Annotated in this window: 23 protein-coding genes; 5 read left to right on the top strand and 18 right to left on the bottom strand. The window is 70.9% G+C overall.

The features are described from left to right. Positions 1-74: 74 nt before the first annotated feature. Positions 75-1,769 (top strand): ABC transporter family substrate-binding protein, encoded by a 1,695-nt coding sequence (locus tag OHA55_RS29345; protein WP_266712006.1) that lies wholly within the window; start codon positions 75-77, stop codon positions 1,767-1,769. 165 nt (positions 1,770-1,934) lie between these two features. Next, on the top strand, positions 1,935-2,834 hold the full coding sequence (locus OHA55_RS29340; RefSeq protein ID WP_266712004.1) for a chitosanase: 900 nt from the start codon (positions 1,935-1,937) through the stop codon (positions 2,832-2,834). Between the two features lie 53 nt (positions 2,835-2,887). Here OHA55_RS29340 and OHA55_RS29335 read toward each other — a convergent pair whose 3' ends face one another. Next, complete coding sequence (locus OHA55_RS29335; protein ID WP_266712001.1) at positions 2,888-3,142, bottom strand: WhiB family transcriptional regulator; 255 nt, start codon at positions 3,140-3,142, stop codon at positions 2,888-2,890. Positions 3,143-3,284: 142 nt separating this feature from the next. Continuing rightward, positions 3,285-4,076: a VOC family protein gene (locus tag OHA55_RS29330; protein WP_266711999.1), complete on the bottom strand. Its 792-nt coding sequence runs from the start codon at positions 4,074-4,076 to the stop codon at positions 3,285-3,287. A gap of 353 nt (positions 4,077-4,429) precedes the next feature. Here OHA55_RS29330 and OHA55_RS29325 point away from each other — a divergent pair, with 353 nt between their 5' ends. Further along, positions 4,430-6,616: a DEAD/DEAH box helicase gene (locus OHA55_RS29325; protein ID WP_266711997.1), complete on the top strand. Its 2,187-nt coding sequence runs from the start codon at positions 4,430-4,432 to the stop codon at positions 6,614-6,616. 18 nt (positions 6,617-6,634) lie between these two features. Here OHA55_RS29325 and OHA55_RS29320 read toward each other — a convergent pair whose 3' ends face one another. Together OHA55_RS29320 and ligD are read right to left on the bottom strand one after the other, a co-directional pair. Beyond that, positions 6,635-7,840, bottom strand: coding sequence for an ABC transporter permease (locus OHA55_RS29320; protein ID WP_266711995.1), 1,206 nt, complete (start codon positions 7,838-7,840; stop codon positions 6,635-6,637). Next, positions 7,837-8,877, bottom strand: a complete 1,041-nt coding sequence (gene ligD / locus OHA55_RS29315) for a non-homologous end-joining DNA ligase (protein WP_266712480.1) — start codon at positions 8,875-8,877, stop codon at positions 7,837-7,839. The genes OHA55_RS29320 and ligD overlap by 4 nt, the downstream gene beginning before the upstream one ends. An 88-nt stretch (positions 8,878-8,965) precedes the next feature. Here ligD and OHA55_RS29310 point away from each other — a divergent pair, with 88 nt between their 5' ends. Continuing rightward, positions 8,966-10,030, top strand: a complete 1,065-nt coding sequence (locus OHA55_RS29310) for an ATP-dependent DNA ligase (RefSeq protein ID WP_266711993.1) — start codon at positions 8,966-8,968, stop codon at positions 10,028-10,030. Positions 10,031-10,085: 55 nt separating this feature from the next. On the opposite strand, the gene OHA55_RS29305 is transcribed toward OHA55_RS29310, so the two are convergent. Both OHA55_RS29305 and OHA55_RS29300 read right to left on the bottom strand, forming a co-directional pair. Beyond that, positions 10,086-10,460, bottom strand: coding sequence for a DUF1330 domain-containing protein (locus OHA55_RS29305; protein WP_266711991.1), 375 nt, complete (start codon positions 10,458-10,460; stop codon positions 10,086-10,088). Continuing rightward, a complete protein-coding gene (locus OHA55_RS29300) occupies positions 10,457-10,816 on the bottom strand; it encodes a nuclear transport factor 2 family protein (RefSeq protein ID WP_266711989.1) in 360 nt (119 codons plus the stop codon). Before OHA55_RS29300 ends, OHA55_RS29305 begins: the two co-directional genes overlap by 4 nt. Positions 10,817-10,958: 142 nt before the next feature. On the opposite strand from OHA55_RS29300, the gene OHA55_RS29295 reads away from it, so the two are divergent. Then, positions 10,959-11,759, top strand: coding sequence for a helix-turn-helix domain-containing protein (locus OHA55_RS29295; RefSeq protein WP_266711987.1), 801 nt, complete (start codon positions 10,959-10,961; stop codon positions 11,757-11,759). A 530-nt stretch (positions 11,760-12,289) separates the two neighbouring features. Here OHA55_RS29295 and OHA55_RS29290 read toward each other — a convergent pair. The 12 genes from OHA55_RS29290 to OHA55_RS29235 are packed head-to-tail and all read right to left on the bottom strand — an operon-like array spanning position 12,290 to position 23,967. Then, complete coding sequence (locus OHA55_RS29290; protein WP_266711985.1) at positions 12,290-13,594, bottom strand: lytic transglycosylase domain-containing protein; 1,305 nt, start codon at positions 13,592-13,594, stop codon at positions 12,290-12,292. A 19-nt stretch (positions 13,595-13,613) separates the two neighbouring features. Then, the gene (locus OHA55_RS29285) at positions 13,614-14,354 is read right to left on the bottom strand and encodes a hypothetical protein (RefSeq protein WP_266711983.1); all 741 of its coding nucleotides are present in this window, start codon (positions 14,352-14,354) and stop codon (positions 13,614-13,616) included. A gap of 46 nt (positions 14,355-14,400) precedes the next feature. Next, positions 14,401-14,943 carry a hypothetical protein gene (locus OHA55_RS29280; RefSeq protein ID WP_266711980.1) on the bottom strand — a complete coding sequence of 181 codons (543 nt, stop codon included), beginning with the start codon at positions 14,941-14,943 and terminating at the stop codon, positions 14,401-14,403. Between the two features lie 56 nt (positions 14,944-14,999). Beyond that, a complete protein-coding gene (locus tag OHA55_RS29275) occupies positions 15,000-15,695 on the bottom strand; it encodes a hypothetical protein (RefSeq protein ID WP_266711978.1) in 696 nt (231 codons plus the stop codon). Beyond that, positions 15,692-16,213 carry a hypothetical protein gene (locus OHA55_RS29270; protein WP_266711976.1) on the bottom strand — a complete coding sequence of 174 codons (522 nt, stop codon included), beginning with the start codon at positions 16,211-16,213 and terminating at the stop codon, positions 15,692-15,694. Before OHA55_RS29270 ends, OHA55_RS29275 begins: the two co-directional genes overlap by 4 nt. Further along, positions 16,210-17,463 (bottom strand): MCE family protein, encoded by a 1,254-nt coding sequence (locus tag OHA55_RS29265; RefSeq protein WP_266711974.1) that lies wholly within the window; start codon positions 17,461-17,463, stop codon positions 16,210-16,212. Before OHA55_RS29265 ends, OHA55_RS29270 begins: the two co-directional genes overlap by 4 nt. Further along, positions 17,460-18,617 (bottom strand): MCE family protein, encoded by a 1,158-nt coding sequence (locus OHA55_RS29260; protein WP_266711972.1) that lies wholly within the window; start codon positions 18,615-18,617, stop codon positions 17,460-17,462. Before OHA55_RS29260 ends, OHA55_RS29265 begins: the two co-directional genes overlap by 4 nt. Further along, the gene (locus tag OHA55_RS29255) at positions 18,614-19,816 is read right to left on the bottom strand and encodes an MCE family protein (RefSeq protein ID WP_266711970.1); all 1,203 of its coding nucleotides are present in this window, start codon (positions 19,814-19,816) and stop codon (positions 18,614-18,616) included. The genes OHA55_RS29260 and OHA55_RS29255 overlap by 4 nt, the downstream gene beginning before the upstream one ends. Before the next feature lie 2 nt (positions 19,817-19,818). Beyond that, positions 19,819-20,838: an MCE family protein gene (locus OHA55_RS29250; protein WP_266711969.1), complete on the bottom strand. Its 1,020-nt coding sequence runs from the start codon at positions 20,836-20,838 to the stop codon at positions 19,819-19,821. Beyond that, positions 20,835-21,866, bottom strand: coding sequence for an MCE family protein (locus tag OHA55_RS29245; protein WP_266711968.1), 1,032 nt, complete (start codon positions 21,864-21,866; stop codon positions 20,835-20,837). The genes OHA55_RS29250 and OHA55_RS29245 overlap by 4 nt, the downstream gene beginning before the upstream one ends. Further along, complete coding sequence (locus OHA55_RS29240; protein WP_266711966.1) at positions 21,863-23,164, bottom strand: MCE family protein; 1,302 nt, start codon at positions 23,162-23,164, stop codon at positions 21,863-21,865. The genes OHA55_RS29245 and OHA55_RS29240 overlap by 4 nt, the downstream gene beginning before the upstream one ends. Beyond that, entirely contained in the window at positions 23,164-23,967 is an 804-nt protein-coding gene (locus tag OHA55_RS29235) for an ABC transporter permease (protein ID WP_266711964.1), read from the bottom strand. Before OHA55_RS29235 ends, OHA55_RS29240 begins: the two co-directional genes overlap by 1 nt.

Below are 23,967 nucleotides of genomic sequence, written 5' to 3'. Positions count from 1 at the left end.
CGGCCCCGACCGGCCGCGCGCCGCTTCTCCGCACCACCTCCCCCCTCCCCCGACCCCGAAGGAACAGTCCCGTCATGCGCGCACGACTGGCACTGCCGCTCGCCCTCATCGCCGCCCTCTCCGTCACCGCCACCGCGTGCTCCTCCTCCGGGAAGGACACCTCGGGAACGGGCACCTCGAAGACGGACGGCAAGAACGTCCCCGCGGCCGCCTCGGGCGCCGCGGACTACAACCCGCAGCCGTACGACAAGATCAAGGAGGGCGGCACCTACACGACGATCGGGACCTTCGACGACCAGGGCAACCCGTTCAACGTCAACGCCACCCTGACCGCCGCCCGGGTCTGGTCCTGGTACAACGCGGACGCGATCACCTACTCGCCCACCGGAGAGGTGCAGTACAACCCGGACTACTTCAGCGACGTCCAGGTAGCCGTCGAGGGCGGCAACCAGAAGGTCACGCTGACCATCAACCCGAAGGCCGTGTTCAACGACGGCACGCCGATCGACTGGACGGCCATCGAGGCGACCTGGAAGGCCGACAACGGCTCGGACGAGAAGTACGCCGCCTCCTCCACCGACGGCTACGACCAGATCACCTCGGTCACGAAGGGGAAGGACGCCAAGCAGGCGGTCATCACCTTCAAGGGCGTCAACGCGTCGTGGTCGAGCCTGTTCACGACGTTCCTGCACCCGAAGGCCGCCACCGTCGACCACTTCAACAACGCCTACGTCAAGAAGGCGCACCCCGAGTGGGGCGCGGGCCCGTACACCGTGGGCTCCTGGGACACCCACTCCGGCAACATCACCTTCGTCCGCAACCCGAAGTGGTGGGGCAAGAAGGGCAAGCTGGACAAGCGCGTCTACGTGAACCTGGAGTCGACCGCCGCGGTCAACGCGTTCAAGAACGGCGAGATCGACCTCGCCTCCGCCGTCGACGCGGAGAGCCTCAACCAGGTGAAGGGGCTCAAGGGGACCGAGATCCGCAGCGGCGGAAGCCCCTTCGAGTACTCGCTCTACTTCAACACCAAGTCGGCCGTCCTCGCCGACAAGGAGGTCCGCAAGGCGGTGGAGGAGAGCATCGACCGCGCCCAGATCGCGAAGATCCAGTTCCAGGGGCTGGACTACACGGAGCCCCTGCCGGGCTCGGCCGTGCTCTACAGCTTCCAGAAGGGGTACCGGGACAACCTCTCCTCCGTGCTGACGTACGCGCCCGACGAGGCCAAGAAGTCGCTCGACGCGGCGGGGTGGAAGCCGGGGAGCGACGGCGTGCGGGCCAAGGGCGGCAAGAAGCTCGAAATCGGCTACACCCTCCTCGGCGACGACCCGCTGGACAAAGCGCTCGCCGGTGCCTTCACGGCGATGCTGAAGCCGGTCGGCATCGATCTCGTCGTCAAGAAGGCCGACGAGGCCGACTTCTCCAACATCCTCAGCGAGCGCAAGTTCGACCTCTTCCTGTCGGGCAACCGCTCCATGGACCCGTTCGGTGCCCGGTACCTCTGCGACTTCTACTGCTCGGACCGGGATTCCAACATCACCGGTTCCGGGTCCACCGCTCTGAACGCGAAGATCCGCGCCACCACCGGGATCGCCGGTATCGACGAGCAGGTGGCGGCCGTCAACGACGTCGAGCGCGAGGCGCTCCAGGAGTACGCCTTCCTGCCGCTGTTCAGCGGGCCGTCGACGTACGCCGTGAAGAAGGGCCTCGCCAACGCGGGCGCGACCATCTTCCTCAACCCGCTCCCGGAGACGGTCGGCTGGCAGCGGTAGCAGCCCCGAACGGCCACTCCCCACGCCGTCCCGAAAGGCAGCTCAACGGGACGGCACCGGTCACGGCGGGCGCTTCCGGAGGAATCCCCCTGCGGAAGCGCCCGGACCCGGCCTGTGGCAGGGCTGGCCAGTGGGTTTCCTGTGAACCGCCCTACACTGTGCCGCGTGAAACCTGCCATACGTCTCGCCCTCATCGGCGCCCCGGTCGTCATCGTCCTCTCGCTGGTCTTCGGCGGCAGCGGGGACGAGCTGCCTTCCGACACCGGGCAGCCCACGTCCGGTGAGGAGAAGCAGGCCGAGTCGGCGGCGGACGTCCGCGCCGACGAAGACGCGGAGATCGCGAAGATGCCCGCGGGGCTCGCCGATCCGGCGGTCAAGGAGATCGCCTCGGAACTGGTGTCGAGCGCGGACGGCTCGACGCTCGACTGGCGGAGCCGGTACGGCGACATCGAGGACACCGGGGACGGCTCGGGCTACACCGCCGGGATCGTCGGCTTCTGCTCGGGCACCAGCGACATGCTGGACCTGGTACAGCACTACACGCAGCAGCACCCGGACAACCCGCTGGCCCCGTTCCTGCCGGCGCTGCGCAAGGTGAACGGCACCGCCTCGCACGAGGGCCTGGACCCGGGGTTCACCGACGCCTGGCGGCTGGCCGCGCAGGACAAGGCGTTCCAAGCGGCGCAGGAGGAGACCCGCGACCGCCTCTACTTCGAGCCGGCCGTACGCCAGGCGAAGCTGGACGGGCTGGGGCCGCTCGGGCAGTACATCTACTACGACGCCATGGTGCTGCACGGGCCGGACAACGATGCCACCGGCTTCTACGGCATCCGGAACGCGGCTCTCGCGGAGGCCGACACGGTCGCCGAGGGCGGCGACGAGTCGAACTACCTCGACATCTTCCTGGACGCGGGCCGGAAGGCGATCCTCGCGAAGCCGACGGAGCGCGACACGACCCGGATCGACACGATGCAGCGGGTGTTCCTCGACGCGGGCGACTTCCAGCTGGCCACCCCCCTGGAGTGGCAGGTGTACGGCAAGACCTTCCGTATCCCGGCCGCCTGACCCCGCGCGGCGGGGAGCTCCCGTCGGATGCCCCGGCTTCCCCGCCGTCGCGGTCAGGCGCTTGCGGCGCCGGAGCGGCGCAGCCGGTCGCGCTCGTTCTCCGACAGCCCGCCCCAGACGCCGAAGCGCTCGTCGTTGGCGAGGGCGTACTCCAGGCACGCGACCCGGCCCTCGCAGGCGAAGCAGAGCCGCTTCGCCTCGCGGGTCGAGCTGCCGGGAGCGGGGAAGAAGAACTCGGGACCGGTCTGGGCACACAGGGCCGATTCCTGCCAGGCGAGCGTGTCCTCGGTGGTGGTGTTCGTCAGCATGCGCCCAGCCTGCCGTCCGGCAATAAACATCCGTTGAACGTCCACTTCCGGCCAGGCGCCCGCGGCGGGTGCATGGCCGGTGCACGAGGCGGGCGCACGAGGTCGCTGTTCAGTGCGGAAGGGACGGGGGTGTTCGGGGTGTTCAGTCCATCGGGGCGGGCTTGATGACGGCGAAGGAGGCCCCGTACGGGTCGTCGACGTTCGCCATCACGCCGACCTTCTCCATCTCCATCGGCCCCAGGGTGACGCTTCCGCCGAGCCGGACGGCATCACCCAGCACGGCGTCGACGTCGTCGACGTGGAAGTACGGCAGCCAGTGCGGTCCCGACCGGGCCTCGCTCGGCACCTCGTCCAGGCCGACGAGTCCGCCGAAGTACGCCTCGTCGCCCTGCGTACCGGCGGGCCTGATCATCGTGTAGGTGCCGCCGGGGAACTCGCTCGCCTCGGTCTCCCAGCCGAAGACGCTTCCGTAGAAGGTCTTCGCCGCCGCCACGTCCGGGGTGTAGAGCTCGGACCAGATGAGCGTGCCCGGTACCTGGGTCGCGCCCAGTCCCGGGTTCTGCTTGGGCTGCCAGCTGCCGAAGTAGGCGCCCGCCGGGTCGGTGAAGCCTCCCATCCGGCCGTAGTCCATCACGTCCATCGGCGCGAACGGTACGTTTCCGCCGCCCGCTCCGACCGCGCGGGCGGTCGCGTCCACGTCGGGCGACTGGAAGTACAGCGACCACGTCGGCTTCGCCTGTTCGTCAGTGACGGTCATCGCCCCCGCCACGGTCCTGCCGTCCAGCGTGTACATCCCGTAGCCGCCGGTCTCGGGGGCGCCGGGGACCAGGTCCCATCCGAAGAGGCCGCGGTAGAAGGTGGTGGCCCCGTCGAGGTCGGGCGTGCCGAGGTCGATCCAGTTGGGGGCGCCGGGGACGAAGGTCGGGTCGAGCATGGCGCTGCGCTCCTCCAGCAGGGCCCGTTGCCGCCCCGCTTGACTCGTCGGTACAGGTCGTGTCGGGAAGGGTCGTGTCGGTACAGGTCGTGTCGGTACAGGTCGTGGCCGTGCTTTCGCGCAGGGGAACCCCTGGCCATTCGAGTCTGCCACCGGTGGCCCTACGTCGCAGTCCAGCAGTCAGCAGTCCAGCGACCGGTCGCCCCGCACGGGACGCCCGGTACCCGCGATCCGGCTTCCGCGACCGGGGCGGTGCGGCCCTGCCGCCGGCCGGCCGTGGGAGCATGGGGCCCCCGTCGCGGGCCCTGGGTCCGGTACGACGGGCGGGCGGTGGGACAGAGGGACGTACGTACATGCCACAGGACGGCGCGACGGGCACCGGGGCGGGCGCCAGGAAGGCGGTCCGGCCGCTGCTCGCGGACGCGGACGTGCTGCTGGCCGCGGCCCGCGCGGTGCCGGCCGACCACGACCGCGCGCTGGATGCCGTGCGCGCCGTGCTCGATCCCCTCGTCGATGCCCTGGTCGGCCGGGAGCTGGACGTGATCCCGGTCGCCCGGCTCCGCGACGTGACGGAGGGACGGCTGCGCATCACCGCCTTCGAACAGGCGGGGTTCCGCACGGTCGGCGCGGTGCACGCGACGAGCCGGTACGAGCTCCGGCGGCTGCCCGGGGTCGGGGCGCAGACCGCCGACCAGGCGCTGGCCGCGGCCGGGCGGCTCGCGCACGCGGTCCGGGACACGGTCGCGGTACGCCTCGACGCGGACGCCCCGGACCCCGCCGGTACCGCCCTGGTGGTGGCCCTGCACCGGCTGGTCGAGGCGGGTCCCGACGCGCGACGGGCCCGCGAGGCGGCGCTGCGCCTGATCCCGCGCATCGAGGAACCGCTGGCCGCGGCGGCTTTGGCCAGAGGACGGCTGCGGCCCTACTTCCTCGGCCGGGACGCGCGCGGCAGGGTCGCCGCGGCGGTGGAGTCCGTACGTACGGTGCTGGCGGAGGCCGAGGAGCAGCGGCTGCCGCTCCTCTTCGGCCAGGTGTGCGTCGATCTGCTGCGGGCCCCGGAGCCGGAGGCGTCGTGGGTCGACTTCGAGCTGCGGTCGGCCGAGTACTACGGAGTGCTCGCCGAACTGTCCGGCACCGGCCCGGACCGGGACGCGGCCGAGGGATTCCTGCCGGCCACGATCGCCGACCGGGTACGCGAACTGCGGCTGGACGACACGCGGTTGCGGGTGTCGCTGCGCGGCTACCAGTCGTTCGGGGCCCGGTTCGCGCTCGCCCAGAGGCGGGTGGTGCTGGGGGACGAGATGGGCCTGGGCAAGACGGTGCAGGCCATCGCGGCGCTCGCGCACCTGGCGGCGGGCGGCGGGAGCCACTTCCTGGTGGTGTGCCCGGCGAGCGTCCTCATCAACTGGACGCGCGAGATCCGTGCCCGCTCCACGCTGGGCGTGCTGCCCGTCCACGGCCCCGACCGGGAGGAGGCGTTCGCGGAGTGGCGGCACTCGGGCGGGGTCGCACTCACCACGTTCGACGCACTCCACGCGCTGGCGGACGCGGGGGCGGCGGTACGGCCGGCCATGCTGGTCGTGGACGAGGCGCACTACGTGAAAAATCCCGACACCCGCAGGTCGCGGGCGGTCGCCGGGTGGGCGGACCGCGCCGAGCACGTCCTCTTCCTCACCGGCACGCCGATGGAGAACCGGGTGGCGGAGTTCCGCAGCCTGATCCGGCTGCTCCGCCCCGAGCTGGCGCCGGCGGTCGACACCACGCACGGCGCCGCCGGTTCGCACGCCTTCCGCCGCGCGGTGGCACCCGCCTATCTGCGGCGCAACCAGGAGGACGTCCTGCCCGAACTGCCCGCGCTGGTCAGGGCGGACGAGTGGGTGGAGTTCAGCGAGGCGGATCTGCGCGCCTACCGCGCGGCGGTGGACGACGGTCACTTCATGCGGATGCGCCGGGCCGCGTACGCGGTGCCCGAGGCGTCGGCGAAGCTGGCGAGACTGCGGGAGCTCGTCGCCGAGGCCGCTGGGAACGGGCACAAGGTGGTGGTGTTCTCGTACTTCCGCGAGGTGCTGGCGACCGTGCGCGCCGCTCTCGGCGACAGGGTGTTCGGGCCGGTGGCCGGAGACGTCGCGGCGCCCCGGCGGCAAGAGCTGGTGGACGCGTTCGCGGCAGTGCGCGGGCACGCGGTACTGCTGAGCCAGATCCAGGCGGGCGGCACCGGGCTGAACATGCAGGCGGCCTCCGTGGTCATCCTCTGCGAACCCCAGATCAAGCCCACCCTGGAGCACCAGGCCGTGGCCCGCGCGCACCGGATGGGCCAGATACGTACCGTCCAGGTCCACCGGCTGCTCACCGCGGACAGTGTCGACCAGCGGATGATGACCCTGCTGGCCCGCAAGGACCGTGTGTTCGACGCGTACGCCCGGCGCAGCGACCTCGCCGAGTCGGTGCCCGAGGCCGTGGACGTGTCGGACGGGGCGCTGGCACGGCTCATCGTGGAGGAGGAGCAGCTGCGCCTCTCGGCGGGGGTTCCCTCCGACTGAGCCGGGCGCGCAGGGCGTTCAGCCGGGCGCCGCCGCGTGCTCGGGTTCCTTGGGCCGGCCGCCGGGGTGGCGGTGGCGCCAGGTCCAGAACACGGCGCAGGAGACCAGGGCCCAGGCGGCCAGCACCAGGTAGGGGAAGAGGAACTGGTGACCCTGGTAGTAGACGGCGGTGTGCTGGGCGTTGACCGAGGCACCCGGGGGCAGCCAGCGGCCGATGTGCCCGAGCAGCGAGGGCAGCAGGGGCCAGGAGACGGCGCCGCCGGACGACGGGTTGCCGAGCAGCACCATGACGCCCCAGGTGGGGAGCATCGCCCAGCGCCCGACGAGGGTGTTGAACATGGTGAAGACCATGGCGCAGGTGAACATGGTGAACGCGAGGATCAGCCAGGACTGGACGAACGGCAGGTCCAGCGCGCCCAGTCCCCAGTCCACGACGGCGGCGATGGCGAACCCGCCGAGGAGCGCGTGGGCGACGGTGAAGAGGATGCGTTCCGCCGGGACCAGGGTGCGGGCGTGGACGCTGAGCTGGATGGCGCCGACGAAGCCGAGGATGACGGCGGCGAGCGAGATGTAGAAGAGCGCGAGTCCGCGCGGGTCGCCCGGCTGCAGTGGTTTGACGTCCCGGACGGTGACGGGAACCCCGACCGCTTTGCCCACTTTCTCCCCTGCCTCGGCAAGGAGTTGGGCCACCGAAGCCCCGGAGGCCGCGGCCACGTCGAGGTGTACCCGGTCGTTGTCCGCGCGCAGGATGGTGAAGACGCGTTGCTCCTGGAGCGCCTCGTCGGCCTCGGCCATCGAGTCGTACTCGTGCAGGACCAGCGAGGTGTCCAGGGCCTTCTCCATCCCCGTCACGAACGCGGTGCCGCGCGGCGACGCCGGCGTGCCGATCACGGCGGCCGGAATCCGGTGCGGGGTGGGGTTGGCCATGGCATAGGTGTACGAGCCGGCGAAGAGCCCCGCGGCGGCGGCAAGGATGAACAGCAGCACGGTCGCGGGGAAGTACGGCGATTCCCGGAAGGCGTGCCACTTGTCGCGCGGGGTGGAGGGCCGGCCGTGGGCCCCGTGCGGGGAACGGCCCGGGGCGGGGTCGGGAGTGGCTCCGGGGTCCGGAGCCGGGGTGGCCGCGGGGTTTGGGGTGGCCGCGGGGTCCGGGGTGGCCGCGGGGTCCGGGGTGCTTCCGTCCCCGTCGTCGGCACCCTCCGGCGGCGTACGCTCCTCGCTCACTCGCCGGGCTCCGGTCGGTCCTCCGGTTCTCCGGCCTGCTCGTCCTCGTGCCGGGCGCGGCTGGGCTGCACTCGCTTGGGCTCGCCGGGCATCTTCGGGTACTCCGGCGGATAGGGCAGGTCACCGTGGCCGTGTTCCCGCTCGTCGCGCGCGGCGAGTTCCAGCAGGAGGTCGAGGCGGAAGGCGTGCTGGTCCATCTCGGCGTGGACGTCGCCCACCTTCGCGTACCGCTGGGGCATGGTTCTGATGTCGAAGTCCCGGGGCTCGGCGTCGTCGATCTCCTCCCAGCGCAGTGGGGCGGAGACGGGTGCGTACGGGAAGGGGCGTACGGAGTAGGCGGAGGCGATCGTCCGGTCGCGGGCGGTCTGGTTGTAGTCGACGAAGATGCGCTCGCCGCGCTCCTCCTTCCACCAGGCGGTGGTGACCCGGTCGGGCATCCGCCGCTCCAGCTCGCGCCCCACCGCGATGGCGGCCCGCCGCACCTCGGTGAAGGTCCACTCCGGGACCAACGGGACGAATACGTGCATGCCGCGCCCACCGGAGGTCTTGGGCCAGCCGCGCAGCCCGTGGTCCTCCAGGACCGAGCGGAGCTCGTGGGCGGCCTCGACGGCGTCGGCGTAGTCCGTGCCGGGCTGCGGGTCGAGGTCGATGCGCAGTTCGTCCGGGTGGTCGGTGTCGGTGCTCCGTACCGGCCACGGGTGAAAGGTGAGCGTGCCGAGGTTGACGGCCCAGAGCACCGCCGCGAGTCCGGCGGGGCAGATCTCGTCGGCGTGCCGGCCGCTGGGGAAGGAGATGCGGGTGGTGGGAATCCAGTCGGGCAGGTTCTTCGGCGCCCGCTTCTGGTAGAAGAACTCGCCCTCCACCCCGTCCACGAAGCGCTGGAGGGTGGTGGGCCGGTCGCTCAGCGCACGGGAGATGCCGTCGCCCACGGTGAGGAAGTACTCCGCCACGTCCCTCTTGGTGTAGCCCTTCTCCGGGAAGTACACCTTGTCGGGGTTGGACAGCCGCACCGCCCGTCCGTCCACGTCGAGTTCCACCGCAGCTCCCATGTCGGCCACCGTAGGCCGGGTGCGCAAATGCCGCATATCGAAGGACGAGCCGCGGGGCTGCGCGCAGAATCGGAACATGGACCTGCCGGTGATGCCTCCTGTGAAGCCGATGCTCGCCAAGTCCGTCCCCCGGATCCCGCCCGGCATGCAGTACGAGGCGAAGTGGGACGGTTTCCGGGCGATCGTGCACCGCGACGGGGACGAGGTGGTGATCGGCAGCCGCACCGGAAAGCCTCTGACCCGCTACTTCCCCGAGCTGGTCCCGGCGGTCCTGGAGTCGTTGCCGGCGCGCTGCGTGATCGACGGGGAGATCGTCCTCGCGCACGGCGGGCGCCTCGACTTCGACCGGCTCAGCGAGCGCATCCACCCGGCCGACTCGCGGGTACGGCTGCTCGCCGAGCGGACCCCCGCGTCCCTGGTCGCCTTCGACGTACTGGCCCTGGACGAAGTGTCGTTGCTGGACACCCCGCAGGCGGACCGGCGGACCGTGCTGGAGGCGGCGCTCGCCGGCGCGGTACCCCCGGTCCACCTCGCCCCGGCCACCACGGACCGGGAGGTCGCGCAACGGTGGTTCGACCAGTACGAGGGGGCGGGGCTGGACGGGATCGTCGCCAAACCGCTCGACCTGCCCTACCGGCCGGACACCCGCTCCATGTTCAAGATCAAACACGAGCGGACCGCCGACTGCGTGGTGGCGGGCTACCGGGAGCACAAGAGCGGCCCGGTCGTCGGTTCACTGCTGCTGGGACTGTACGACGACGGGGGCGCGCTCCAGCACGTCGGCGTCTGCGCGTCCTTCCCGATGAAGCGCCGGGCCGAACTGGCGGACGAGCTCGCGCCGTTGAGGACCCCGGCCGAGGAACATCCCTGGGGCGCCTGGGCGAACGCCGAGGCCCACGAGGGCGCCCGGCTGCCGGGGGCACCGAGCCGCTGGTCGGGGAAGAAGGACATGTCGTGGGTACCGCTGCGCCCGGAGCGGGTCTGTGAGGTGCGCTACGACCACATGGAGGGCGACCGGTTCCGCCACACCACCCAGTTCCGCCGCTGGCGCCCCGATCGCAACCCGTCGAGTTGCACCTACGGGCAGTTGGAGGAAGTGGTGCGGTACGACCTCGCGGAGGTGCTGTCGGGAACGGCTTGAGCGCCGCGCCCCCGTCGGCTGACTGGCGTGATCCTGCACCCGTCGGGCTCTTCTCTCAACTTTTACCAGAGGAAGGAGCCTTGTCGTGCGGGAACAACTGCCGGATCTTGTCGGCGGCACGGTAGCCGTCCGGTACGCCCTCGACCAGCGCGACCATGGAGGTCGCGTGCTCGGTGCGGAGCGGCAGGATCGCCTGGTACCCGGGCGACTCGTACCACTCCCGCGCGGCGTCCGGTTCGGGGAACTCCAGCACGACGATGTCGCCGTCCCACTCCCGCTCGTGCGGGACGATCCGCCCACCGTGGACCAGGAAGCGGCCACCGTACGGGGCCATCGTGGACTCGATGCGGGCGATGTACTCCGCTATGTCCGGGCCGAGTTCGACGTCTCTCAGGTAACCGATCACGTAACCGCGCGGCGCCGTGGTCACGCCGGCACCTTGTCCAGGAAACCGCGCACGTCCTGGATGCGTCCGGACTCGTCCCACACCAGGACGTCGAACCCGATCACCAGCGGCTCGGCTCCCGGCAGTCCGAGGCCCCAGCGGAACCGCACCTGCCGGTGGTGGGCGTCGACCTCGCCCACCTGGGTGAACACCAGGCCGGGAAACTGCTCCCGGGCCCCGTCCACGATCGCCGCGATCCCCTCGTGGCCGGCGGTCTCGGCCAACGGGTCGGTGTACGTCACCTCGGGCGACCAGTACGCGGAGAGCAGCTTCGCCCTCTCCTCCCCGCTCGCGTTCCAGGTGGCCAGGTACTGCTGGACCACGTCCGTCGTGACTGCCATGTCCTTCTCTCCGTTCGTCCGGTTCAGCCGACCGTCTCCGTCCGGTTCGGCCGATGCCCGGAATCCTGGCCCGGGGCGGGTCGGTCGATCCATGACCTCGGAGGTCATGGCGCTTCGGACGCCGCCTCCTAAACTCACCGGCATGAGGATCGCCACCGAAGAACCGCCGCCCGGAGCGCTGTTGCGGATGTGGCGCGAGCGACGCCGTTTCAGTCAGCAGGAGTTGTCCAACCAGTCGCGCGTCTCCACGCGGCACCTCAGCCGGGTGGAGACCGGCCGCGCACACCCGACACCGGAGATGATCGCGCATCTCTCCGAGAGCCTGGATGTGCCGCTGCGGGACCGCAACCGCATCCTGCTGGCGGCCGGTTACGCGCCGCGCTACCGGGATCTCCCCTGGGACGACGTGTCGATCGAGGTGGTGATGGACGGGCTGCGTCAGCTGCTCGACGCGCATGCGCCGTACCCCGCACTGCTCTTGGACGACCACTGGGACATCGTCGACGCCAACGCCGCAGTTGGTCGCCTGCTGACCGGGTGCGCGCCCGAACTGCTGGAGCCCCCGGTAAACGTGGTCCGGGTCTGCCTGCATCCGGACGGGCTGGCCGGCCGGATCGGAAATTTTCAGGAGTGGGACGGCCATCTGCTCCGGCAGGTGAGACACCGAGCCGAACGCACCCACGACCGACACCACCAGGCGCTCGCGGCGGAGATCGCCGACTACCTCGACGGTACCGGCGCCCCCACCCCACCCACCGGGCCGGTGGTCACGCTCGCGATCGACGTGGAGGGGACCCCGCTCCGGTTCTTCAGCACCTCGGCCACGCTCAGTACGGCCACCGATGCGGCCCTGGAGGGACTGCACCTGGAGACCTTCCTGCCTGCCGACGAGGAAACCCGACGCCATTTCGGTGCCGGCGACCGACGCGCCCTGTCGACATGAACGGCGGGGCAGCCGTGCGCTTCGGTGGGGAAGCCGGGGACCCCACCTCGGGTTTTGAACTCGCTGACGGACGACTGCGTTCGGGGGAGAATGCGGTGGTGGATGCGGGGGCTCGCAAACGCAGCCCGGACGTGAGTGGGTGAATGGGCGGTATGTCGGAGTCGGCGAAGTTGGTCAACTTCGGCCCACCGGCGTGATGAACCCGCAGGTCAGGAAGGGTGCTCCTCGCGCTTGCGGGAATGGTCCCTTTGTTCGTGCCCGGTGGGTGGCTGCCTGATGCGTGTTCCCCGCGCTTGCGGGGATGGTCCCCGAGCCCTCGGGCGAGACAGAGCAGCACGTCCGTGCTCCCCGCGCGTGCGGGGATGGTCCCACCTGGGCGCCAACCGCCGGATACTCGCTGAAGTGCTCCCCGCGAGTGCGGGGATGGTCCCGCCTCGTCGTCCGTGATCGCGCGGGTGATGCCGTGCTCCCCGCGAACGCGGGGACGCCCTCAGCACCAAGGGCGCAGGAACCCCGCCGAGGCGGGCCCGCTACTCCGCCCCGCCGGCGGCCGGGTCGGTGCACGGGGTTTCGGTGGCTTCCGGGTCGGTGGCCGGGTCCGTGCAGGTGGGCTCCGGGTCGGTGGTGGCCGGGGACGTGGGTTCCGTCGTGGCCGGGTCCGTCGGGTCGGGCGTGCCCGTGTCCGTCGGGTCCGGGTCGGGGGTGGTGGTGGGGTCAGGGGTGGTGGTCGGGTCCGGAGTCGTGCTCGGGTCCGGGGTCGTACCCGGGTCGGGCGTCGTGCTCGGGTCCGGAGTCGTACCCGGGTCCGGAGTCGTGCTGGGGTCGGGCGTGGTGCTCGGGTCCGGGGTGGTGCTCGGGTCCGGGGTTCCGGACGGGGTGGGGGTGGGCGAGGTGGACGGGCGGGGGGTGCCGGAGGGCTGGGGGCCGATGATGATGGAGCCGCCCGGGCTGCCGGGGCCGCCGACCGGGGCGGACGGTTCGCTCGGGCCGCCCGCGCCGGGGCTGGTGGGCAGGGGGCCTTGGCCGTCCGGCACGGGGTGCGCGCCGTTGTCGTAGTACGCCAGCCAGGACAGCACCGTGCGCAGGTAGGTGTCCGAGTGGTTGTAGCTCAGGATCGCCCGGTCGAGGTCGGCGGAGACCGAGAGGTCGCGGGGCCCCGCGCAGAGGTAGCGGCCGGCGGCGAGCGCCGCGTCGTAGACGTTGCTGGGGTTGCGGCGGCCGTCGCCGTTGCCGTCCTGGGCCCAGTGGGCCCAGGTGGACGGGATGAACTGCATCGGGCCCACGGCCCGGTCGTAGGTGCTGTCGCCGTCGTAGGCGCCGTTGTCGGTGTCCGGGATGTTCGCGAACCCGGCGCCGTTCAGGACCGGGCCCAGGATCGGCGAGAGCGTCGTACCGGCCTTGTCCACCCTGCCTCCGGCGGCGTGCCCGGACTCCACCTTGCCGATGGCGGCGAGGAGTTGCCACGGCAGTCGGCAGGCGCCGTCCGTCCGTCCGACGGTGCTCTCCGCCCTGCGGTACGCGGCGAGCACGGTAGCGGGGATGCCCGCCTGGGCCCATGCCCCGGCGACGGCGGGAGTCTGCTGGTCGGCGCCCGGTTTCTGCGCGGTCGGCAGGGTCAGCGGGGCCGGTGACTTCAGGGGCGGCAGTTCGGTGTGGTACGAGTCGTCGTTGGGCACCTGCGACCAGACCACCTCGTCGGTGGCGACGTTCTTCGCCTCGTCCTGGTGCGCGGCGCCCGCGAAGCCCGGTGCCTGCGAGGCCGTGAGCGCGGCCATTGCGGCAACGGCCGTGGCCGTGCCGGTGATTCCGCGCCGCATGGAACCGTTGAACCTCATCTGTCCGTCTCTCCCCGGGTCACTGGGTGAAGGTGTCGATGGTCGCGATCAGCCAGCGGCCGTCCTTGCGGACCGCGTCCACGGCGAACATGGCCGCCGCGTAGGTCGTCTCCTCCTTGGCGCCGGTACGGGTGTTGCTCTGGTCGGCGAAGACGAGGAGTCTCGCCCGGTCGCCGTCGAGCTGTTCGACCGCGCTCTCGGTGACGGTCGTGGTGAGGACGAGCTTCTGCTTCGGCGCCTGTTCCCGTACCTCGGCGAGCATGTCCTGGTGCTGCTGCACCGCCTTGCCGGTCAGGTACGTCTTCGCGGCGCGGTCGGACTTCTCGGTGGAGGCGTAGTCGTAGCTGAAGACGGCGCCGACCGCCTCGGTGATCTGTCCCTTGACCTCGCTGGTGCGGGCGATGTCGGTGAGCGCCGCGTTCCGACGGCTCGGGTCGTCCCGCAGGGTGGCGGCGGAGGTGAACGCCCAGGCGGCGAAGACGCCGAGCAGGACCGTGAGTACGCACAGCAGGGCGGGGAGGCTGATACGGAGACGGGGAATCCGGCGTCGCGGGGGTGCGGCCTGCTCGGCTTCTGCGGGTTCCGGGGCTTCGGACGACTCTGGGTCATCGCCCGGAGGGTCGCCACCGTCCCCGCCGCCGGGAGCGGAGACGTCCGCCTCGTCGGCGGTCGGGGAGGCCTCGTGGGCCGCCGTGGTGCGGTCGGCGGCGACGGTGGCCAGCCTGCGCTGCCGGTTGACGAGGTGACGGGTCGTCGACATGTCCGGGGTTCCTCTCGGGATGGGGCGGAGTGGCGGAAGCGGCGGGTCAGCCGGCGGTGTTGCCGACGGGCGCCTGGCCGAGGGCGCTGAGTTTCCACCCCTGGGAGGTCCGGGTGAGCTGGCCCAGCATCCGGCTCTCCTTCACCGCCGGGTCGCCCTCGGGTGCCTTGACGGTGACGCGCAGGGCCACCATCAGGCTCGCCTTGCCGGCCCGTTCGTCCAGTTCCGTGACGGCGACGGAGAGCACCTGGGCGGTGCTCGTCGTCTTCGCCGCATCGATCTGCTTCACGAACGCGTCGCGCCCTTCGACGAGTTGCTGGTGGAGATCTCCCGTCGTGGAGTCCTCCCAGCTGTCCAGTCCCTCCTGGAGCCGGGCGTGGTCGAGCGTGTTCATGTTCTGGACGGCCTGCTCGCCCGCCGCGAGGGCGTCGTCGCGGGCCTGTGCGTACGAAGCCGAGTCGTCGTGCGCCGCCGTGTACCAGGACCACCCGCCCCAGCCCGCCGCGACCGCCGCCACGAGTGCCAGCGCACTCGCCGCCATCACCAGCGGATTCGCCCGCGAAGGTGTCGTTCTGCCCGCCTGTGCCATCGCTGCCTCTCCCCTGCCGGCCCCCGTGCGGGCCGGCACCGTGTCGCTGTGCCTCGTCACCTGGAGGTGATGTCGACGATCTGCCAGACGTCGTCCCGCTGGTGGGCGGTGACGGAAAGCTGGGCGGGGGCCGAGGTAGCGGCCTTGCCCTCGCGCTCGTACACCTGGTCCATGAAGACCAGCAGGTGGGCGCTGTCGCCGGTGAGCCGGACGACGCCGACTCGCACGACGTGGGTGGTGAGCGTCAACTTCTGGTCGGCCGCCTGCTTCTCGACCTGCCCGAAGAGCGCCGCGTACTGCTTGAGTGCGGCTCCCGCCAGCAGGCGCTGGGCTGCGGTCTTCGTCGCGGCGGTGGTGCCCGGCGCGTACGAGAAGACCGTGGTGAGGGCGCTGCTGACGTCGGCGGTGACCCGGTCGGTCCCGGCCGTGTCGGTGAGCGCCCGGTTCGCGTTGGCGGGGGTGTCCCGGATCTGCTGCCCGCGTACGAAGAGGGCTGCCCCGGCGGCGACCAACAGGACGGCCAGCGCGCCGGCCAGGACGCGGCGCCACCGGGCGAAGCGACCGGTGCCGCCCGAGGGCGCTTCCTCCTCGGGGGTGATCTCCTCTGCCTCGGGGACGACCTCCTCCGCCTCGGGTGTGACCTCCTCCGCGGAACGCTCCTCCCGTTCCTCCACGTCCTGGCCGGTTGTGCTCACCACCGCCGCCTCTCCGCTGTCGTGCGCGTGTGCCGCGCTCGCTCGGGTCACGCTCATGTGGCCGCTCCGACCGGGATCGCGGTGAGTGCCTTGACCTTCCAGCCGTCGCCCGTACGCTCCAGGGCGGCCTCGAACCGTTTGCGTTCGGTTCCGGCCGCTCCGGTGCGCGGGGTGACCTTCACGTCCACGGTGGCGATCAGCTCGGCCGTCCCGCCGCGTTCGTCGAGGGCGGTGAGCGCCGCGTCCGTCACCGTGCCCTTGGCGCTGGTGCCGGCCGACCGGAACGCGTCGGCGTCCTTGGTACGGGTGCTCTTCAGCTGGTCGTGGAGCGGCCCTGAGGTGACCCGCAGCCAGCCGTCGAGCCCGGCGTCGATGCGCGCGGCGTCGGTGCCGTCCATGCTGTTCAGCCGGGCCACCCCGCTGCGGCCGTCGGCGAGCGCGGCGTCCCTGCTTTTGGCGTACGCGAGGGAGTCGTCGCCCCGGGCCGCCGCGTAGGACCAGCCGCCCAGTGCGCAGACGAGTACGGCGGCGAGGAGGACCGCCCAGCCGGTGAGGTTCTTCGCCCGCGCGCTCACTCGCCTCCCCCCAGTCCGAGCAGCCCGGCCATGGTGGTGGCGGACCCGCCGGAGGAGGTTGCGGAGAGGGCGCCGGGGAGGATCGTGTCCGCCGTGGCGCCGGTCAGCGTCGTCACCGGCTTCACCGGGTCGGGGACCGCGCCGCCCTTCGGGGCGTTGGCGGAGCCGCGGACCTCGATGCCGGTGCCGGGGGACGAGGTGCAGCGCGCCCCGGTGTTGGCCGCGGGGCCCTGGGTGGTGTCGAGGCCGTTGCGGTAGACGGTGCCGCCGTATCCGGCGGTGCAGGGCAGAGGTTCGAAGAAGGTGACGGCCATGCCGAACCGTGCGCCGTCCTCGTCCACCACGCTCGCTCCGGCGGCGGCCACGGCGGGCAGTTTCACCAGGAGTTCCTCGATGCCGCGCTGCCGGGTGACGGCGACCTCGGAGGTGGTGAGCAGGTTGGCGACGACCACGCCGAAGCCCGGGTCCAGGTCGCGCATGAGCGCGCTGAGCTGGGTCGCGGCGCCGGGCGTGGCGGCGATCAGCCGCCGCAGGTCGCTGTCGGAGCCCTTCAGCTCGGCGGCCAGGTCCTTCGCCCCATCGGCGAAGCCCTCGAGCGCCTCGCCCTGTTCGGCCTGGGTGCGCAGTACCGTCTCGCCGTCCTGCATCAGCTTGATGTTGGCGGGGAGCGCCTTGTCGGCGGCGTCGACGAACTCGCTGCCGGTGTCCAGCAGGACCTGGAGGTCGTCGCCCCGGCCGGCCAGCGCGGTGCCGAACTCGTCGACGACGGTGCGCAGCGACTCCAGGTCCACCGAGGACGCCAGGTCGTTGACGCTGACGAGTACGTCGGTGGGGGGCGCGGGGATGGCGGTGTCGGCCTGGTCGATCACCGAGCCGTTGCCGAGGAACGGGCCGGTGGCGCGGGTGGGGCGCAGGTCGACGTACTCTTCGCCGACCGCCGACAGGTTGGCGACCACGGCGGTGAGGCTGTCGGGGATGGGCGGGGAGTCGTTGTCGATGCGCAGTTCCGCCTCGACGCCGTCGTCGGTCAGCTCGATGGGACCGACCCGGCCCACGGAGACGCCCCGGTAGGTGACGTTGGAGTGGGTGAACAGGCCACCTGTCTGCGGAAGTTGCACCTTGACGGTGTAGTAGTCGCGCAGTCCGACGAAGTGGCCGAGGTCGGCGTAGCGGACGCCGAGGAAGCCGAGGACCAGCACCGAGATCACGAGGAAGGCGATGTTTTTGAGGCGGACGGCCGTGGTGATCATCGCTCGCTCCCGGTGCTCGAAGCGGTCACCGAGGGAAGGGGCAGGGGCAGCGAGGCGAGGGACGCCGTCTCCGCCGTCGGCTCGGTCGGGGTGGTCGTCGCATTGGGGTCGTACGGCGGGATGATCTGGGTACCGGGGGTGGCCGTCATGTCCAGGTAGACGTTGAGGTAGTCGCCCTTCACGCCGCGCAGCACCTCGTCCGTGAACGGGTAGGTGGCGAGCACCTGGAGGGAGTCGGGCAGCGCGTCGCCGGAGTCGGCGAGCGCCTGGAGGGTGGGCGCGAGGGCCTTGAGGTCGGCGATCATGTCGGCCTTGCTCTTGTTGATCGTGTCGACGGCGACGGTGGACAGGGTGTCGAGCGAGCGCAGCATGGTCAGCAGCTGGCCGCGCTGGTCCTCCAGGACCTTGAGGCCGGGGCTGAGTCCGGTGAGTACGGTGCCGACGTCCTGCTTGCGGGTGGCGAGGGTGGCGGCGAGCCGGTTGACGCCGTCGAGGGCCTGGGTGATGTCCTCCTTGTGGTCGTCCAGGTCGGTGACGAGGGTGTCGACCCGCTGGAGCATCGAGCGGATCTCCGGCTGCTGTCCGGTGAGCGCCTTGTTCAGCTCGGTGGTGATGGTCTTGAGCTGGCTGACCCCACCGCCGTTGAGGAGCAGGGAGAGCGCGCCGAGGACCTCTTCGACCTCAGGGTTGCGGTTGGTGCGGACGAGCGGGATGCGGTCCCCGTTCGCGAGGGCGCCTTCGGCCTTGCCCTCGGTGGGCGGGGCGAGCTGGACGAACTTCTCGCCGAGGAGGCTGGACTGTTCGAGGCGGGCGAAGGCGTTGGCCGGGAGGTCGACGCTCCCGTTGATCCGCATGGTGACCTTCGCGGTCCAGCCGTCCTTGCCGAGCGCGATGTCGGTCACCCGGCCCACCGCGACGTCGTTGACCTTGACGGAGGACTGCGGGGCGAGGCTGAGCACGTCGGCGAACTCGGCGGTGATCTCGTACGGGTGGTCGCCGAGGTCGGCGCCGCCGGGCAGGGGGAGCTGCTCGATCCCGCTGAACGAGGGTGCGTCGACCTGGGTGACCACCAGCACCAGGGCGACGCCGAGGGCTGCCACTGAGGCGGCCCCGGCGATCACCCGGCCCCTGGAACCGTGCGCGGCCCTGCTCATCGGCCGGCCTCCTTCTTCTCGGTCCCGGAGCCGTCGGACCCGGAGCCGTCGGACCCGGCCGCCTTCTCGGGCGTGCCGTAGACGGTGCCGACGGCGGGCAGCGGGAGGACGGGCAGTTCCGCCTGGCGGTCGGCGTCCACCGCGGCGAGTCCGCTCAGTGCGCTCGCGCCGCTGCTGTCGGCCGCCGCTGTGCCGGTGGCCGTGCTGCCGGTCGACGCGGGCTGGTCGGGGAAGTAGCCGCCCATGCTCAGCTCGTTGAGGTTGGCCCGTCCGTCCAGGGTCCGGTTGACCGGGTCGTACGCGTTGACGAGGTTGCCGGCGGTGAGCGGGAGGGTGTCCAAGGACTCGGCGAGCGAGGCCCGTTGGTCGACGAGGATCTGGGTGAGCGGTACGAGCGCGTCGACATTGGTCTTAAGCTCGTCGCGGTTGTCCTCGATGAAGGTCTTCACCTGGCCGAGGGCGGTGGCGAGTTCGGACAGCGCGGCGCTCAGGTTTTCCTTGTCCTCGGCGAGGAAGCCGGTGACGGAGTCCAACTGCTGCTCTGCGGAGCGCACTTCGCCGTCGTTGTCCTTGAGCATGGTGGCGAAGGACTGGAGGTAGGACAGGGTGTCGAAGAGGTCGGTGCTGCTCTTGTCGAGGGTCTTGGTCGCCTTGCCGAACTCCTCGATGGAGTCACCGATGGCCTTGCCGTTGCCGTCGAGGTTCTCGGCCCCGGTGTCCAGCAGCCGGGCCAGTGCCCCGTTGGCGTTGGCGCCGTCCGGGCCGAGCGCGGTGGAGAGTTCGGTGATGGAGGCGTAGAGCTGGTCGACCTCGACGGGGGCCGCGTTGCCGTCGGCGGGGAGCACGGCGCCGTCGGCGAGGACGGCTCCGCCGGTGTAGGCGGGTGCGAGCTGGATGTACCGGTCGGCAACGAGGCTGGGGGCGACGAGCACCGCGTGCGCCCCCTCGGGGACCTTGACGTCCTTGTCGACGCGGAGGGTGACCCGCACCTCCTGGCCCTGCGGTTCGACGGAGGTGACGCTGCCCACCTTGACGCCGAGGATGCGCAGGTCGGAGCCCGGGTAGACGCCGGTGGCCCGGTCGAAGTACGCGGTGACCGTGGTGGTGCCCTCCTGGTCGAGGGCCATCACTCCGGAGGTGGCCGCGACGGCGACGACCGCGAGTCCCGCGCCGATGCCGATGACGCGCGTGAGTCTCATCTTCAGCTGCCCCCTTCCTGTTTGGGCGGCATGCATCCGGTCGCGGGGGTCGCGTCGGCCGGCAGGTAGTTCTTGGGCACGACACCGCAGACGTAGTTGTCGAACCAGCGGCCGTTGCCGAGGGTGTTGCCGACGAGCCGGTTGTAGGAGCCGGCCATCGAGAGCACCTTGTTCAGGCTGGCCTCGTTCTTCACCAGGACGGCGGTGACCCTGCCGAGTGCGTCCAGGGTGGGCTTCAGCTGCTTGTTGTTGTCCTGGACCACGCCGGTGAGCTGGATGCCGAGGTTCTTGGTGCCGGTGAGCAGCTGGTGGATGGAGTCCCGGCGGGCCTGGATCTCGCCCAGCAGGAGGTTGCCGTCCTTCAGCAGCGTCTCGAAGGAGCTCTCCTTGCTGGAGAGCGTCTTGGTGAGCTGCTTGCTCGCTCCCAGCAGGGTGGCGAGTTCGGCGTCGCGCTCGGAGACCGTACGGGAGAGGGCGGACAGGCCGTCCGCCGCGCTGCGGACGTGGGCCGGGGAGTCCTTGAAGGTGTCGGAGATCGCGTCGAAGCTCGCGGCGAGCTGGTCGGTGTCGATCTCGTCGATGGTCTCGCCGAGTCCGTTGAACGCCTGGGTGACGTCGTACGGGGAGGTGGTGCGGTCGGCGCCGATGCGCCGGGACGGGTCCTGGGCGGTGGTCCCGAGCGGGTCGACCGCGAGGTACTTGTCGCCGAGGAGGGTCTTGATGGCGATGCCGACGGTGCTGGAGTTCCCGATCCAGGCGTCCTTCACCCGGAAGGAGACCTTGACCTTGGCGCCGTCGAGCGTGACGCCGGTGACCTCGCCGACCTTCACTCCGGCGATGCGGACCTCGTCACCGTCCGAGAGTCCGGCGGACTCGGAGAAGTCGGCGGTGTAGGTCGTACCGCCGCCGACGAGGGGCAGGGCGTCGGCGTGGAAGGCGGCGAACCCTACGAGGCCGAGGACGACGAGTCCGGCGACCGAGACGGCGACGGGGTTGCGCTCCCTGATGGGGGTGATGTTCACGCCGTGCACCTCGGTTCGGTGATCGCGATGCCGGTGGGCGGGGTGCTGCCGTCGCTGGTGGTGACTCCGGAGACCTTGGCCTCGCAGAGGTAGAGGTTCATCCACGACCCGTAGGAGGTGAGGCGGGTGATCGCCTCCATCTTGGCCGGGGTCTTCGCGAGGAAGTTCTCGATCTCCGGTGTGGCGTCGGCGAGTTGGTCGGAGAGCCGACCGACCTGCTTGATGCTGTCCTTGAGAGGCTTCCTGCCGTCCTCGAACAGGTCGGCGGTGACGGTGGTGAGGGCGCCCATCGCGGTGACGGCCTCACCGAGCGGCTTGCGGTCCCCGGCGAATCCGGTGACCAACTGCTGGAGGGTGTCGACCAGTTCGGTGAATCCGGCCTCGCGGTCATTGACCGTCTTCAGCACCTCGTTGAGGTTCTTGATCACCTCGCCGATGACCTTGTCCTTGGCCGCCACGGTCGTGGTGAGCGAGCCCACGTGTTCGAGGATGCTGTCGACCGTGCCGCCCTCGCCCTGGAGCACCTGGACGATGGATCCGGCCAGCTCGTTGACGTCGGGCGGCGAGAGCCCCTCGAAGAGCGGCTGGAAGCCGTTGAAGAGCTGGGTCAGGTCGAGCGCGGGAGTGGTGCGGGCGAGCGGGATGGTCTCTCCGGCCGTGAACTTCTGGCCGACGGGCCCGGCGCCTTGGTCGAGGTCGATGTAACGCTGGCCCACCATGTTGAGGTACTTGATGGACGCGGTGACCGAGGCGGGGAGCGTACGCCCCTTGCGTACGGCGAAGCGGACTTCGGCGACCCGGCGGTCGGCGAGGCCGATGGACTCGACCTGCCCGACCTTGACCCCGGCGATGCGGACGCTGTCGCCGACGACGAGCCCGGTGGCGTCGGTGAACCGGGCCTTGTACGACGTGGTGTCCCCGACACCGGTGTTGGCGATGGACAGGGCCAGCACGGTGGTCGCCAGGGTCGTCACCAGGACGAAGACGATCGATTTCGTGAGGGGTCCCGCGAGGGAGCGGCGCTTCACTTGAGCTTCACCTCCGCACCGCGGAAGGCCGGACCGATGAGCACGCTGCTCCAGTCGGGCAGGTCCTGCGGCTGGACTTTCAGTGTGGGAGCGACGAGTTCGTTGACGAGCGCGCTCTCTTCGGGGGAGTTGGCGATGCCGAGGGAGCGTTCGCCGGCTGCCGCGTCCGTGGTGTCTGCGCTGTCCGTGGGCGCGGTGCCGTCGTCGTCGGCGGCGACGCGGGACGCCTCGACGGTGGGTGCGGTGGCTCCCAGGTACGGCACGGTGTAGCAGTGCGGGCCGCCGGTGGCCGTGTAGCTCGGGGTGTCCCGGCCCGCGACGTACTTGCCCTTCGACGGGACGGTCTTGAGGGTGACGTGCAGGCCCGGCTGGTCGGTGCCCTTGCCCAGCGCCTTGTCCATGGCGGGCACCATGCCGGCCATGGTGCGCAGGGTGCAGGGGTACTCGTCGGCGTACTTCGCGAGGACTTCCAGGGTGGGGCGGCCGGAGGCGGAGAGCCGGATGAGGTTGTCCTTGTTCTTCCGCAGGAAGGCCGTGACGTCCTGGGCCGCGGAGGTCGTCGTCCCGTACAGGCCGGCCAGTTCGGCCTGCTGGTCGGCGAGGGTGCCGCTGGTGGTGGTGAAGTCGGTGAGCGCGTCGACGATGTCCGGCGCCGCGTCCGCGTAGACCGAGCTGACCTTCACCAACTCCTGGATGTCCCGGTTGAGCGTGGGGAGCTGGGGGTTGAGCTTCTTGAGGTGGGCGTCCAGGGTGACGAGGGTGTCGCCGAGCTTGTCACCGCGCCCTTCGAGCGCCTGGGAGACGGCCGTGAGGGTGGCGGAGAGCTTCTCCGGCTTCACGGCGGTGAGCAGCGGCAGGACGTTGTCGAGCACCTGCTCCAGTTCGATGGCGTTGCTGGACCGGTCCTGCGGGATGACCGCTCCGGCGCGCAGCGCCTCGCCCGAGGGCACCTGCGGCGGTACGAGGGCGACGAACCGTTCCCCGAAGAGGGTGGTCGGCAGCATCTGGGCGGTGACGTCGGCGGGGACCTGGTCGAGCTTGTCCGGGTCGATGGCGAGGGTGAGCCTCGCCCCGTCGCCGTCCGCCGTGATGGAGCGGACCTGGCCGACGACGACGCCGCGCAGCTTCACGTCGGCGTTGTCGTGCATCTCGTTGCCGACCGAGCCGGTGCGTACGGTCACGGTGGCGTCGTTCTGGAAGTCCTTCTGGTACACCGAGACCGAGACCCACACCAGCACGGCGGGGACCAGCAGGAAGGTGACCCCGGCGGCTCTGCGGCGTACCGTCTGCGCGTTCATCAGCCGGCCACCTTCACGGTCGTCGTGGCGCCCCAGATGGCGAGCGAGAGGAAGAAGTCGGTGACGCTGATCAGCACGATCGCGTTGCGCACCGAGCGGCCCACCGCGATGCCGACCCCGGCGGGGCCGCCTTCGGCGCGGAAGCCGTAGTAGCAGTGGGCGAGGATCACCAGCACGCTGAAGATCAGCACCTTGAGGACGGAGAGCAGTACGTCGTCCGGGGAGAGGAAGAGGTTGAAGTAGTGGTCGTAGGTGCCCTCGGACTGGCCGTTGAAGAGGACGGTGATGTACCGGGAGGCGACGTACGAGGAGAGCAGCCCGATCGCGTAGAGCGGGATGATGGCGACGACGCCCGCGATGATCCGGGTGGTGACGAGGTAGGGCATCGAGCGGACGCCCATCGCCTCCAGCGCGTCGACCTCCTCGTTGATCCGCATCGCGCCGAGCTGGGCGGTGAAGCCGGCGCCGACGGTCGCGGAGAGCGCGAGTCCGGCCACCAGGGGCGCGATCTCACGGGTGTTGAAGTAGGCGGAGATGAAGCCGGTGAAGGCGGAGGTGCCGATCTGGTTGAGGGCGGCGTATCCCTGGAGGCCGACGACGGTCCCGGTGAAGAGCGTCATGGCGATCATCACGCCGATGGTGCCGCCGATGACCCCGAGGCCGCCGCTGCCGAAGGCGACCTCCGCGAGGAGGCGCTGCACCTCCTTGGTGTACCGGCGCAGGGTGCGCGGTATCCAGATCAGTGCCCGTACGTAGAAGTTGAGTTGGTCGCCGGAGCGGTCGAGCCAGCTGAGCATGGACAT

It is taken from the genome of Streptomyces sp. NBC_00102, assembly GCF_026343115.1.
In the GTDB taxonomy this organism is placed as follows: Bacteria; Actinomycetota; Actinomycetes; order Streptomycetales; family Streptomycetaceae; genus Streptomyces.
This window is presented reverse-complemented; position numbering and strand designations above follow the sequence as displayed.